The sequence below is a fragment of the Lautropia dentalis genome (assembly GCF_003892345.1).
Taxonomy (GTDB): domain Bacteria; phylum Pseudomonadota; class Gammaproteobacteria; order Burkholderiales; family Burkholderiaceae_E; genus Lautropia; species Lautropia dentalis.
The window spans coordinates 714,591-728,090 of sequence record NZ_RRUE01000002.1 but is presented as its reverse complement, the minus strand read 5'-3'; the positions used below and the strand labels follow the sequence as shown (position 1 = coordinate 728,090).

Here is a 13,500-nt window from a genome sequence, read left to right as displayed (position 1 = left end):
GTAAGGCATCATGGCCCGACGGCATGGCCCTCTACAATCCACGCCATGATCTCCGAAGCGATCCTCTCCTATCTCCATCTCTCGGCCATCCTCGCCATGGTGGTGTTCATCACCAGCGAAGGGGCCATCTGCCGCCCCGAGTGGTTCAACGCCGCCGTGCTCAAGCGCATGCTGCGCGTCGACCTCATCTACATGATCTGTGGCGCGGCCGTAGCCATCACCGGCGTCACCCGCATCATCCTGGGCGCCAAGGGCGCCGACTGGTACATCGCCCAGCCCATGCTGCACGCCAAGGTGCTGCTGTTTCTCATCGTCGGCATCTATTCCGTACGCGTCTCCATCGCCCTGCAGAAATGGCAGGGGCGCTTCGAGGACGAAAACGGCGCCCTGCCCGACGAGGCCGAAATCCGCCGTGTGCGCCGGATGATCCTCATCGAGGCGCACCTCATCATGATCATCCCGCTGTTCGCCGTGCTGTTTGCCCGGGGCATCTTCGGCGCCGCCTGACACCACGGCGCCTTCCCTGCATCTCCGGTGCCGCCTGACACACCACGGCGCCTTCCCTTCCATGCCACAACGCGCTACAGTGCAGCGTGGCGTCATATGAAAGGGAATGGTTCATGGAGCACAAGCCCACCGTCATCCTGCTGGGAGGCAGCGGTTTCATCGGCAGCCACCTGGCGCATGATTTTCACGGGCGCGGCTGGCGCGTCATCGTCGTCACCCGCTTCCCCGACCAGACGCGTGACCGGCTCGGTCCCGGCATCGAAACCCTCGCCGCCCCGGCCCATCTGGACCCCACCACCCGCGCCGACCTGCTGATCAACCTGGCCGGCGCCTCCGTGGGCGAAGGCCGCTGGAACACCGCCCGCAAGCGTACCCTGCTGGCCAGCCGGCAGGGCCCCACCCAGCAGATCGGCCAGTGGCTGGCCCGCCACCCCCACAAACCCCGGCTGATCATCCAGGCATCGGCCGTGGGCTTCTACGGCAACGGCAGCCACCGGCAGTGGCAGGACACCTGCACCGAGGCCAGCCCGCCACAGGATGTCTTCGTCTCGCGCCTGTGCCAGCTCTGGGAGGCCAGCGCCGAAGAAGTGCACCGCGCCACAGGCGTGCCCATTGCCGTCTGCCGGCTCGGCGTCGTGCTGGGCCGTGACGGCGGCATCCTGCCCCAGCTGCTGCGACCCATCCGCTTCGGCGTGGGGCGCATCGGCAGCGGGCAGCAGCCCATGGCCTGGATCCACATGGACGATGTGGTGGGCGCCATCCGCCACATCAGCGAACAGCCCATCGATGCCCCCTGGCGCATCTGGAACCTCACCGCCCCCGAACGCACCACACAGCTGGACTTTGCCCAGACCGCCGCCCGCGTCCTGCACCGCAAACTCTGGCTTTCCCTGCCGGGCGGCCTGATGCGCAGAATACTGGGCGAACAAGCCGATCTCGTGCTGGATGGCCAGCATGTCCAGCCGGCACACCTGCTGGCCGATGGCTACACCTTCCAGTACCCCACCCTGGCAGCCGCCCTCGACAACCTCACCGCCAGGGCCTGATCCCGGCGCATGCACGGCGGTTCCCCTCTGGCGCATGTCATGGACGCGTTCTCCCCGCGCCGCCCCACGGGCAGGCGGGGGCAGCGGACAGAACCGCTCCACGGCACGGCACCTGTCACTGACGGGTCAAGCCCCATGCCGGACGCCACGCCCGCGCGCCGGCAGACACCCGGTCAGCACATCCATCCAGGACCAGCACGGAGACGAACCCACTCATGACACGCGCCGGAGACGGCGCCACAACCCCACCTGAAACGCTGTTGCGGTTTATTCACATCTTCAGGTGGACGTAAAATCCTCCTGACAATCGACACACTCTCCAGACAGTCAAGCAACGCGGGGCCCCGTACCCGTCATCCATCATGAAAAAAATACTCGCGCTGGCCACCCTGGCCCTGAGTCTCATCGGCATCACCGCCCGGGCGGCGGAAGTCGAAACCCGCTCCCTGGATGAAATCTACGAACAGGCGCTGAAGGAAGGAGGCTCCCTGACCGTCTATGCCGGCGGCGACACGCCCGACCAGCAGGACGGCATCAAGGCCGCCTTCGAAAAACGCTTCCCCGGCATCACGCTCAATGTGGTGGTCGACTACAGCAAGGTGCACAGTGCCCGGCTGGACCAGCAGTTCGAAGATCGCCATGTCATCCCCGACATCATCCAGCTGCAAACGCTGCAGGACTTTCCGCGCTGGCGCCGTGAAGGCAAACTGGTACCCTACAAACCGGCTGGCTGGGACAGCATTTACAGCAGCTTCAAGGACCAGACCGGCGCCTGGACCGGCGTGTTCGTCGATGCCTTCAGCAACGTGGCCAACATCCAGGCCCTGGGCAAGGACGATGCCCCGCTCAACGCGCCCGACTACCTGAAGCCCGAACTGAAGGGCAAGATCGTCTCCACCTACCCCAACGACGATGACGCCGTGCTGTTCTGGTACAAGCAGACCATCGACCGTCACGGCTGGGAATGGATGCAGGGCCTGATGAAGCAGCAGCCGCACTTCGTGCGCGGCACCCAGGCCCCGGCCGATGAAGTGGCCGCCGGCAAGTACGCCGTCACCTTCACCAGCGACGGCAGCCTGCGCCCCGATGAAAAAAGCCCCGTGCGCTTTGCCCTGCCCAGCAATGACGGCTTCGTGGCCTGGGCCCAGCGCGCCGCCATCGTCAAGGGCGCACGCCACCTCGAAACGGCCCGCCTGTACCTGAACTGGCTGCTCGACAAGGACACCCAGCAGAACGTCTGGACCATGTGGTCGGTACGCACCGACGTGCAGCCCCCCGCCGGCTACAAGCCGGTCTGGGAATACAGCAACGCCAACCTCTCCGCCTTCGAGCGCTTCATGGCCGACCGTGATGGAGTCGAACGCTTCCGCTCGCGCATCCAGCTGTACGTGGGAGACGTGCAGGGCCCGTCCTCGGCCGGCGTGCTGGGCATGACCCCCACCCGGGCGCTGGATCCGGCAACACTCAAGGCCCCGGCCACCGGCAAGTGAAAAACGTCGGCACCATGCCGGCCTGAAGGCATGAACGCCGTACCATCCTGCAGGACATTTTCTGCAGGGTGGTACGGCGTTTTCATTGAAAGGAATTGTCCCTCACTTGAACATCGCCTTCAGCTCTTCAAACTTCTGCCTGAGCGACTGGCGAAACTCCTCGAACATCTCGTGGCGCTCCTCGCTGCGCCGGGTACGCAGCTCGGCACGCACCCGTTCGTGCAGATCGGCCTGCACCTGCTCGGCATCCACCACCTCCTGCTGGATGCGCCAGGCATCCCAGCGGGCCACCAGCGTTTTGAACCGGCCAAAGAACTGGTCCAGCGGCGCCTCGCTCCTTTCCTGGGCCAGGGCGATGATGGCCACATCACCATTCTTCAGTCGCGTGGCCACCGTTTCCAGCAGCGTGGCCTGCGCCATGGCCTCTTCCGAACTGCCCATGCTGCCCACCCAGGCACCTACGCCTGCGCCAAACAGCATGCCCAGCGGTCCGCCCAGAATGCCCAGCACGGAACCGACCAGCGTGCCGGTCAGCATGTCCGACCCCACCTGCCGGAGCGGATCGAAGGCATCGGCCACCGAGATCACGCCATTTTCCTTCTTCAGCAGCACGGCCTGGGCAATGCGCGTCTCGTCATTCTGCGGAAAGCCCTTCAGCTCGGTGAAGGCCTGATAAGCCTCGCTGGGCACGTCGAACAGGGCAGCCACGATGTGTTCCATGATGGACCTCCTCGATGGGAACAAAAAACGGAATCGGGTACGAGGCTGCCCCGGTGCAGCCTCAGCGCGTATCAGGGACTCCGGGAAAAATCACTTGAACTTCGCTTTCAGCTCGTCGAATTTCTGCTGGATCGACTGCCTGAATTCTTCGAGCTTTTCCTTGCGCTCCTGGCTGCGTTTGGCCTTCAGCTCGGCACGTGCCCTGGCCTGCAGATCGGCCTGCACCTCCAGGGCATCGACCACTTCCTGCTGGATGCGCCAGGCATCCCAGCGGGCCACGATGGTCCTGAACTTGCCGAAGAACTGGTCCAGCGGCGCTTCGGACTTCTCCTGGGCCAGCGTGATGATGCCCACATCGCCATTCTTCATGCGGGTGGCCACGGCCTCGATCAGCGTGCCCTGGGCCAGCGCCTCATCGGTGCCCCCCCACGCTGCCCACCCAGGCGCCCACACCGGCACCGAACAGCACGCCCAGCGGGCCACCCAGAATACCCAGCACCGAACCGATCAGCGTGCCGGTCAGCATGTCATCGGAGGCCTGGGCCAGCGGATTGAAAGCATCGGCCACGGTGATGACCCCGTTTTCCTTCTTCACCAGCACCGCCTGGGCCAGCCGGGTATCGTCATTCTGCGGGAAGGTCCGCAGCTCGGTGAACGCCTGATAAGCCTCGCTGGGCACTTCGAACAAAGCGGCAACGACATGTTCCATCTGTACATCTCCTCTTGTCTTGAACAAACGGGGCGTGCAGGACAGGGCGGCAGGGTTGCAGAATCCCCGATGTTCGGGGCACTGCAACACGGCCTGCGCGGAAACGCATGCGCCCACGGCACGCACCGGGTGGCCCGGCACGAAACAGCGCCAATCGGGCCACGTCCTGCCCATCGTAGAAGAAGACGGCAGCCTTCACGGCAAAGGGCCCGGAGGATCGAAGGGCTTTGTGGCACATGGCGAGCCTTCTGGAACCACTCATCCCCGCAACCTGATCAGTCCACCCAGTTTTCCAGCCTCAACATCGGCACCCGGGAAAACTCCCTGACATTGTTGGTAACCAATACACAATCCAGTGCCAGCGCGTGAGCAGCAATCAGCATATCAAGAGGACCAATCGGCGTTCCCAGTCTTTCCAGACGCGCTCGCAGACTTCCATAATGGCGCGTTGCTTCGTCATCAAACGGCAACACTTCCAAAGGAGCAAGAAATTTTTGCAATGCCGCCCTGTTTCGTTCGGAACCGCTTTTCGCAGCACCATAATCCAGCTCGGCAACCGTTATGGAAGAAACAGCAACATCCCCAAACGAAAGACCATCAAAACGAAGCACCACTTCCGGCGGCCTGCGGTTGATTATATATATGCAGATATTCGTATCCAGCAAATAGCGAGCGCGGCTCATTTGAATAGTTCCTCTCGCTCCTGCTGACCGACCGGCTGGTTACGCTCCAGCGAGAACCCTGGCTCGAACTCATCGAGCGCCTCCCACATGATTTGCCATGGAGAATCAACGGGCAGCAACAGAACACCATTGCCAAAGCGCCTGGCTATGACCTCCTCTCCGGTAAAACGAAGCTGCTTCGGCAGCCTGACCGCCTGGCTCCGGCCCGACATGAACAACTTTGCAGTGTAGTCCACAGTACTCTCTCCATTATGCAAAAGGTATATATCGATGATAGATATCGTTCTGCGTGACTGTCAAGGTGTCAAGGACAAGCGCCCCCTTTGCCGCCCAGGACCACAGCACACCGTACCTGCAGAGCATTCCGTGATTCATTGGCTACGTCGACACCAGCCCCCGTACCCTCCTGCATCCCGCATCTGACACGCAGCCACCTGCCCCCTCGGAACCAGCCCCCAAGCGTTATATACGACGGAATATAATGCCCCAGCTTCCAGGCTGTTGCCCCTCCCGAGGGCAGCCCGGTGTCCCGGAAGCATCCTCACCACGCATCCCCCAGACCTCCTCCATCCCAGGACCTTCCCATGCGTCTTGCCAAACTGTGCCTGCTGCTTGCCGCGGGCTTCATCTCCACCCACGCGCTGGCCGAGCGCACCATCACCGACCAGCTCAACCGCCGCGTCACCCTGCCCGACCACATCGAGCGGGCCGTCATCCTGCAGCACCAGACCGTCAACATCGCCAACCAGCTCGACGCCATGGGCCAGGTGGTGGGCGTGCTCTCCAACTGGAAGAAACAGCTGGGTGCCGACTACGTGCGTCTGGCCCCCACCCTGCCCAAAATGGGCACACCCGGTGATCTCACCCACGTCAACATCGAGGCCCTGCTGGCACTCAAACCCGACGTGGTGTTCGTCACCAACTACGCGCCGGCCGACATGATCAAGCAGATCACCGACACCGGCGTGCCGCTCGTGGCCATCTCGCTGCGCACCGGCGACGAGAAGGAAGCCTCCAAACTCAACCCCACCCTGAAGGATGAGGACCAGTCCTACAACGACGGCCTGAAACAGGGCATCCGCATCATCGCCGACGTGTTCGGCAAACAGAAACAGGGCGAAGAACTGGTCAGGGCCGCCTTTGCCAACCGTCCAATGCTGGAAAAACGCCTGAAGGACATCAAACCCGACCAGCGCGTACGCACCTACATGGCCAACCCCGATCTGGGCACCTACGGCTCGGGCAAGTACACCGGCCTGATGATGGAACATGCCGGCGCCCTCAACGTGGCAGCCGCCACCATCAAGGGCTTCAGGCAGGTATCGCTGGAGAACGTGCTGGACTGGAACCCGCACGTCATCTTCGTGCAGGACCGCTTTCCGCAGGTGGTGGATGCCATCGACAGTGATGCAGGCTGGGCCGGCATCGATGCCGTCAAGGGCAAGCGCGTCTTCCTGATGCCCGAATACGCCAAGGCCTGGGGCTACCCCATGCCCGAAGCCGTGGCACTGGGTGAGGTGTGGATGGCCAAAAAACTCTACCCGCAGCGCTTCAGGGACGTGAATCTCGACAAAATGGTCAACGACTGGTACCTGAAGTTCTACCGCGTCCCGTACCAGCCGGGCAAGGCCGACATGCCGGGTGCCGCCGCCAATGACGCGTCGATGCACGATCATTCGGCCCACAAAAAAGCCATGTGAAGGTAAAAATGCCCTCCCGTCCCCACGCCCGCATGCTGGTGCTGGCTGCACTGCTCGTCCTCACCATGCTGCTGGCGCTGGGCGCCGGGCAGTACGCGCTGCCCCTGCCCAGGGTGGCCGGCATCCTGCTGGACAAGGCTCGCGGCCTGGCCATCGAGCCGATCCACCAGCAGATCATCTTCCAGATCCGGCTGCCGCGCATCCTGTGTGCCGGCATTGCCGGTGCCGCCCTGGCGCTGAGCGGCGCCTCGCTGCAGGGCATCTTCCGCAACCCGCTGGTCGATCCACACGTCATCGGCGTCACCTCCGGCGCAGCCTTCGGCGGCACGATGGCGATCTTTCTGGGACTGGGCATCTACGGGCTGTTCTTCAGTACCCTGCTCGCCGGTCTCGTCACCCTGGTGCTGATCTTTGTCTTCAGCCACCGCCTCATCCAGCGCAGCCTGCTGATGCTGATTCTCACCGGCATGATCATCAGTGGCTTCTTCTCGGCCCTGGTCAGCCTGCTGCAGTATCTGTCCGACACCGAAGACAAACTGCCCAGCATCGTCTTCTGGCTGATGGGCAGCTTTGCCACCAGCAACCCGCAGAAGCTGCTGATGCTGGTCGTGCCCGTGACGCTGTGCAGCGTGGTGCTGCTGGGCCTGCGCTGGCGCATGAACCTGCTGTCACTGGGCGAACGCGAAGCCCGTGCCCTGGGCGTGAACATCCGTCCGCTGCGCTGGCTGGTGATTTTCTGCAGCGGCATGCTGGTGGCCAGCCAGGTAGCCGTGAGCGGCAGCATCGGCTGGGTGGGGCTGATCATCCCGCACCTGAGCCGCATGCTGGTCGGCGCCAATCACCAGCAGCTGCTGCCCTGCACCCTGCTGATGGGCGCGCTGTACCTGATCATCGTCGACACGCTGGCCCGCACGCTCTCGACCAGCGAAATTCCGGTCAGCATCATCACCTCGCTGCTGGGTGCGCCGCTGTTTGCCGTCCTGGTGTATCAGCTGCGGCGCGGGCAGAAGGAGCAGTTTTCCGAATAGAGCGTGTATGGGCTCATTGGTCCCCCGCCTCGACAATCCATGAGAATCACATCCATGCCAGACACAGGCGAACACCCGGCAAAAGACATCGCCGGCCGTACCGACGAAAAGGACATCTCCGTCCGTGCCGACGGGCATGAAGGTGCGTCCCCCCTGATCGAGGCCCAGGGTCTGGGCTTTCACCATCCCGGTGGCCGCTGGCTGTTTCTTGGCCTGGATCTTTCCCTGCAGGCCGGTGAAGTGCTGGCCATTCTGGGCCCCAACGGCTGCGGCAAGAGCACCCTGCTGGATGTCCTGCTCGACATCCATCGCCCACAGGAAGGCCAGGTACGCAAGCAGGCCACCTGCAGCTTCGTGCCGCAGTTCTTCACGCCGCCCTTTGCCTACAGTGTGCTGGATATCGTGCTGATGGGGCGCTCCACGCACATCCAGACCTTCGGTACCCCCTCGCCGCAGGATGTGGCCATCGCCCGTCAGGCGCTCGCCGATCTGGGCATCGATGATCTGGCCCGACGGGATTTTGCGCAGCTCTCCGGCGGCCAGCGGCAACTGGTGCTGGCGGCCCGGGCGCTTGCCACCGAGGCCCCCATCATGCTGCTGGACGAGCCCACCTCGGCCCTGGATGTGCACAACCAGGACAGGCTGCTGACGCTGCTGCACCGGCTGTCACGCGAGCGCGGGCTGACCATCCTGTTCACCACCCACCAGCCAAACCACGCACTGGCCGTGGCCCACAAAACGCTGCTGATGACCCAGCCCCAGGCCCGCTTCGGCCCCACGGCTACGGTGCTGACCGTGGACAACCTGAAGCAGCTGTTCGACATCGACATGATCCGCCTGCCCGCCCAGTTCAACGACCAGCGCTTCGAGAACATCATGCCGGTGTATGCAACGCAGCTCGGCGCGTGTCATGCACGCATTCGTCCCCCCACTGACCCAAAATCCGTGGACTGACCACGCGCCAGACGCAGGCGAAGCCACCCACTCTGTCCTGCCCCCGTCCTGTACACCCAAAGAGGGTTTCGCGGGAACGAATGCGTCCATGACACGCGCCAGACAGTGGTGCCTGCCGCCTGTCAGTCCGCCTCGGGTACGGCCGTTCCATCGCGCAGCGGCCGGCGCAGCACCTTGCCCACATCACTCTTGGGCAGCCATTTCACGAAGGCAATGGTCCGCGGCCGCTTGTAACCCGTCAGCCGCTCGGCACAGTGTGCCTGCAGCGTCTCCCCGGTCAGCGCCGGATCCCGGCGCACCACATACGCCTTCACCGCCTGGCCCGAACGCTCGTCCTCGACCCCCACCACCGCACATTCCTTCACGCCGGGGTGGCTCGACACGACCTCCTCCACTTCATTGGAGTACACGTTGAAGCCCGACACCAGGATCATGTCCTTCTTCCGGTCCAGCAGCCGCAGAAAGCCCCGCTCATCCATGACTCCCACATCCCCGGTCAGGAAAAAACCATCGGGCATCAGGAATTCCCGCGTCTCTTCCTCGCGCTGCCAGTACCCCGCCATGATCTGCGGCCCGCGTACCGCCACCTCACCCGCCTGGCCAGCCGGCAGCGGCTGCCGCTTTTCGTCCAGAATCCGGATTTCCGTCGAGGGCAGCGGCAACCCGACCGTGCCATCGTGCAGGGTCGTATCCGTTGGCGTGCACGCCACCGTGGGTGCGGCCTCCGTCAGCCCGTAGCCCTCGCACACCGGGCACCCCGTCACCTCCCGCCAGCGCGCCGCCACCGCCGACGGCACCGCCATTCCGCCCGCCAGCGAGATGCGCAGATTCGAAAAATCCAGCTGCCGGAACCCTTCGTGCCCCATCAGCAGGTTGTAGAGCGTACTCAGCCCGGGGAACACCACCGCCTTGTGCGGCTTGAGCGCCTTCACCACGGCATCCACATCCCGCGGATTCGGTATCAGAATCAGCTTGCCCCCCAGATGCAGCCCCAGCAGCAGGCACACCATGAACGCGTAGATGTGATAAAGCGGCAACGCCGCCACGAATACCGGTGGTCCCTCCGGCCGCGGGCGCCCGGGCTGCTCCATGGACGGGTGAAACCACGCCTGGTCCTGCAGCACGTTCGCCACGATATTGCGCTGCGTCAGCATCACCCCCTTCGGCACCCCCGTCGTCCCGCCGGTGTACTGCAGCACAGCCAGATCCGAAGGCTGCACCTCCGGTTTCCGGAACGGCTGCTTTGTCCCCTGTGCCAGCACCTCCGCAAAACGGATGGCCCCGGGCAGCCGGAACGCCGGCACCATCTTCTTCACCCGGCGCACCACGAAATTCGTCACCCGGCCCTTCAGTGGCCCCAGCAGATCCCCCATGGAAACCAGCACCACCTGACGAACCACCGTCTGCGGCAGCGCCTTTTCCACCGTGTGCGCAAAATTCTCCATCACCAGCAGAATCTCGGCCCCCGAATCCTTCAGCTGATGCGCCAGCTCCCGTGGCGTATACAGCGGATTCACATTCACCGCCGCCATGCCCGCGCGCATCACCCCGATCAGCGCCACCACATAGGCATGGCAGTTCGGCATCATCAGCGCCACCCGGCTCCCCCGGGGCAACGACAGCGACTGCAGCCACGCCGCAAACTGCGCCGACAACCGGTCCAGATCCCCATAGCGCAGCACCTTGCCCAGACACACCACTGCATCACGGTCCGCATGCCTGTGCAGCACCTCTTCCAGCATTGCTGCCACCGACGGATAGCTGTCCGGATCGATCTCGGCCGGAACACCCGCCGGATAACTCTTCAGCCATACTTGCTCCACAGACACACCTCCGCATCCATCGACCAGACAGCAGGGCATACCCGTTCACGTCTCCCTGCAGCGTCGGCAAAATTTTCATTAACTGAAATCGAAACATCAGCCGTGCATATGCACACGATGATAAATCGATTATCAGAATTATGAAACACCTGGACACTATTGCGTGTTAACTTTTCCGACAAGTACAGCGAAATACCGCCATGCGATATGGCCGGCCCCGCAGGTCAGCATGACGCCCGGCAGTGGGGACACCGGTTTGTGGTCAGGTACCGCGACGAGCACCGGCATGGCATGGCATGGCATGGCAATCAAAATGATGACTGGTCGCTTTCCGCTGATTGTGCCAGATTACCCGACATGGCGCTCCGGGGAGCACAACAACCGACTGACGTGTGGATTCGGGGCTGCTCAGGACCGATCAATCCTCCTCAGAAGAAACAGCACAAAAAACAGCGCAAACAAAGACAGCGCAAACCCAACCCACAAAGGGAAATTCAAGCCATACCCTTCGTCAACCCCCCAGCCTGAAATCCAGGCCCCGCCGGCCAGACCAACATTGACCACAGACACATACAGCGTGCTGACCAGCGCATTTGGCTGAACGACCCTGCCTATCAGGGACAAGACAGAAGGATTCATGGAAACACCGGTACAGCCAATCAACAGCACGCAAACCACCGCAACAACCGGAGCATCCGCAAAACAAGCAAATATCAGGAAAGAGAACGCCATGATTCCAATCCCCCAAACAAGACCACCATGGCGGGATCCATCAGAAAAACGGCCAAAAAAGGCATTGCCCAACACATTGGCGACACCATAGGCACCCAGAACCCAGGGAACGACGAGACCGGAAAAACCGGAGACTTTCGACAAAATGACAGAGAAAAAACTGAACCCCGCAAACGTTGCCCCGATCAGGAGACAGCCGAGAAAATAACACCCCCACAACAGGCCAGACTTGAGCACGAGAACATCCTGAGCAATCACAGACCGGGAACCACGAACATCCCGCGGCCCCAAAAACGCAATCAGGACGGCGCACAAAAGTGCCCCCGCTGCCACAGAAAGGAAACTGGCCCGCCAGCCAAAGAACTGGTCAATGAACATGGCCAGAGGAACGCCCAGCACCGGAGAAAGCATAAGCCCCGTCAGGACAACCGCAGACGCCTTCCCACTGAGGGTGGAGCCAACAGACTCGATACTCATCGCCAATGATGTACCAAGACAGGCCGATGCCACAATGCCAGCCACAAACCGGGAGGCCGCCATGACGCCATAATCATCACCCAAGGCTGCCACGCATTGCGCAACGGCATAAATCCCCATCGCGCCCAGCAAAATGCGCTTCCCGGAAACCCCCTCCCTGGTCAACACCCCCGCCAGCACTGGCCCACCCACAACCATGCCCAGGGCGTAAAGCGACACCAGACCGCCAGCCATCTCTTCCGAAATCGAAAAGGCCTCCATGAGCGATGGCATCATGCCCGCCACCATGAATTCCGAAGTCCCAAGCACGAACGCACCGAAGCTCAGTATGTACACGAAAAAAGGCATAAATTACCCCACAACAAAATCACTATAACCAGACAGCGCAATGGTTTTCAAGGACATGCACGAAGCAGACTCCGCGCCCCTCGGAGCGGTAAAGAATACGCAGCTCCTTGAACACGGAACTGCACGCTGTGGCCGCTGTAATGCAGCAGTCGCCCCGCCGGGGTTTGGAACGGCGCAGTACCTCGATGAGGGCCTGTTTCAGCTCCCCAAGGGGTTGGGCATGGATGGTGAAAACGACGTTTTCCCTTTACTTCAAATTATTTGGCTCGTCATATTGACTGGCAGGCTCGCTCCAGCCCTCCCTGCGCAGCAATTCCCGTTTGCGCGCCACACCCCAGCGATAGCCCGAAAGGTGGCCATCCTGTCGTACCACGCGATGACAGGGCACTGCCACGGCCAGCCGGTTGGACGCGCAGGCATTGGCCACGGCCCGCACGGCACGAGGCGCACCAATGCGCTCTGCTACTTCCGCATAGCTCATCGTGCTGCCCGGTGGAATCTCCCGCAGCGCCTGCCAGACCCGCTCCTGAAACGCGGTTCCCCGCACGTCCAGTGGCAATTGCAGCCCGCGTTCCGGCATTTCGATCATGCCAACGACCTGTGCCACGACCTGCTCAAAACCCTCTTCGCCGCCCAGCAGCTGCGCCTTCGGAAACTGGTCCTGCAGGTCGCGCACCAGCACCTCCGGGTCATCATCCATCATGATTGCGCAAATGCCCCGCTCTCCCTGCGCCACCAGAATGGCACCCAGGGAGCACTGCGCCACGGCAAACCGGATCACTTCACCTGAACCACCGTTCCGGTAGTTCCGCGCCCGCATGCCCAGCAGCCGGTCCGCGTGTTCATAGAACCGGCTGCTGGCGTTGAATCCTGCGTCGTATATTGCCTCGGTCACCGATACGCCAGGCTCGTTCAGCGCCGCCCGCAGCCGACGTGCGCGATGTGCGGACGCAAAGGCTTTGGGTGTCAGCCCCGTCTGCGCCTTGAACACCCGATGAAAATGCGACGGGCTCATGCCCGCGCTGCGCGCCAGTGTGTCCAGATCCGGCATCTCCCCCTGGGATTCGATCAGCCGGCAGGCCTGCGTCACCACGGCGGCGTGACGCTGGTCTACCGATTGCGATCCGGCAGAAACGACCGCGCCGTCCTGCACCACCTGCTCCGGAAGAGCTGCGTCCGGCGACACCTGTGTCGGAGGTATTACGCCCGGAGGAGCTGTTGCCTCGCCAGACTCGGTGGCCTTGGCGGCCCTGGCGGCCTTGGCCGAATTTCGCATTCTCGTC

General features: G+C 62.7%; 14 protein-coding genes. 6 read left to right on the top strand and 8 right to left on the bottom strand.

Annotation, left to right across the window (positions count from 1 at the left end):
- Positions 1-45 precede the first annotated feature (45 nt).
- The 3 genes from EHV23_RS11015 to EHV23_RS11005 all read left to right on the top strand — a co-directional run bounded on the left by EHV23_RS11015 (position 46) and on the right by EHV23_RS11005 (position 3,043).
- On the top strand, positions 46-507 hold the full coding sequence (locus EHV23_RS11015) for a DUF2214 family protein (RefSeq protein WP_125096115.1): 462 nt from the start codon (positions 46-48) through the stop codon (positions 505-507).
- Between the two features lie 113 nt (positions 508-620).
- The gene (locus tag EHV23_RS11010; protein WP_125096114.1) at positions 621-1,553 is read left to right on the top strand and encodes a TIGR01777 family oxidoreductase; all 933 of its coding nucleotides are present in this window, start codon (positions 621-623) and stop codon (positions 1,551-1,553) included.
- Between the two features lie 362 nt (positions 1,554-1,915).
- Positions 1,916-3,043 (top strand): ABC transporter substrate-binding protein, encoded by a 1,128-nt coding sequence (locus tag EHV23_RS11005; protein WP_125096113.1) that lies wholly within the window; start codon positions 1,916-1,918, stop codon positions 3,041-3,043.
- 102 nt (positions 3,044-3,145) lie between these two features.
- Here EHV23_RS11005 and EHV23_RS11000 read toward each other — a convergent pair whose 3' ends face one another.
- The 5 genes from EHV23_RS11000 to EHV23_RS10980 form a co-directional block, all read right to left on the bottom strand.
- Entirely contained in the window at positions 3,146-3,763 is a 618-nt protein-coding gene (locus EHV23_RS11000; RefSeq protein WP_125096112.1) for a DUF1269 domain-containing protein, read from the bottom strand.
- A 90-nt stretch (positions 3,764-3,853) separates the two neighbouring features.
- Positions 3,854-4,216, bottom strand: a complete 363-nt coding sequence (locus EHV23_RS10995) for a hypothetical protein (protein WP_125096111.1) — start codon at positions 4,214-4,216, stop codon at positions 3,854-3,856.
- Positions 4,176-4,472, bottom strand: coding sequence for a hypothetical protein (locus tag EHV23_RS10990; RefSeq protein WP_125096110.1), 297 nt, complete (start codon positions 4,470-4,472; stop codon positions 4,176-4,178). Before EHV23_RS10990 ends, EHV23_RS10995 begins: the two co-directional genes overlap by 41 nt.
- 275 nt (positions 4,473-4,747) lie before the next feature.
- Complete coding sequence (gene vapC / locus EHV23_RS10985; protein WP_125096109.1) at positions 4,748-5,155, bottom strand: type II toxin-antitoxin system tRNA(fMet)-specific endonuclease VapC; 408 nt, start codon at positions 5,153-5,155, stop codon at positions 4,748-4,750.
- A complete protein-coding gene (locus tag EHV23_RS10980; protein ID WP_203228980.1) occupies positions 5,152-5,391 on the bottom strand; it encodes an antitoxin in 240 nt (79 codons plus the stop codon). Before EHV23_RS10980 ends, vapC begins: the two co-directional genes overlap by 4 nt.
- A 348-nt stretch (positions 5,392-5,739) precedes the next feature.
- Between EHV23_RS10980 and EHV23_RS10975 the strand changes: the two genes are divergently transcribed.
- From EHV23_RS10975 to EHV23_RS10965, 3 genes are read left to right on the top strand one after another with little or no spacing between them, the layout of a single operon-like run.
- Positions 5,740-6,855 (top strand): ABC transporter substrate-binding protein, encoded by a 1,116-nt coding sequence (locus tag EHV23_RS10975; RefSeq protein ID WP_125096108.1) that lies wholly within the window; start codon positions 5,740-5,742, stop codon positions 6,853-6,855.
- Between the two features lie 8 nt (positions 6,856-6,863).
- Entirely contained in the window at positions 6,864-7,883 is a 1,020-nt protein-coding gene (locus EHV23_RS10970; RefSeq protein WP_203228979.1) for a FecCD family ABC transporter permease, read from the top strand.
- A 54-nt stretch (positions 7,884-7,937) separates the two neighbouring features.
- On the top strand, positions 7,938-8,837 hold the full coding sequence (locus EHV23_RS10965) for an ABC transporter ATP-binding protein (RefSeq protein WP_125096107.1): 900 nt from the start codon (positions 7,938-7,940) through the stop codon (positions 8,835-8,837).
- A gap of 122 nt (positions 8,838-8,959) precedes the next feature.
- On the opposite strand, the gene EHV23_RS10960 is transcribed toward EHV23_RS10965, so the two are convergent.
- The 3 genes from EHV23_RS10960 to ada form a co-directional block, all read right to left on the bottom strand.
- Complete coding sequence (locus EHV23_RS10960) at positions 8,960-10,660, bottom strand: AMP-binding protein (protein WP_125096833.1); 1,701 nt, start codon at positions 10,658-10,660, stop codon at positions 8,960-8,962.
- Positions 10,661-11,068: 408 nt separating this feature from the next.
- Positions 11,069-12,217: an MFS transporter gene (locus EHV23_RS10955; protein ID WP_125096106.1), complete on the bottom strand. Its 1,149-nt coding sequence runs from the start codon at positions 12,215-12,217 to the stop codon at positions 11,069-11,071.
- 247 nt (positions 12,218-12,464) lie between these two features.
- Positions 12,465-13,493 (bottom strand): bifunctional DNA-binding transcriptional regulator/O6-methylguanine-DNA methyltransferase Ada, encoded by a 1,029-nt coding sequence (gene ada / locus EHV23_RS10950; protein WP_238990429.1) that lies wholly within the window; start codon positions 13,491-13,493, stop codon positions 12,465-12,467.
- Between the last annotated feature and the right edge of the window lie 7 nt (positions 13,494-13,500).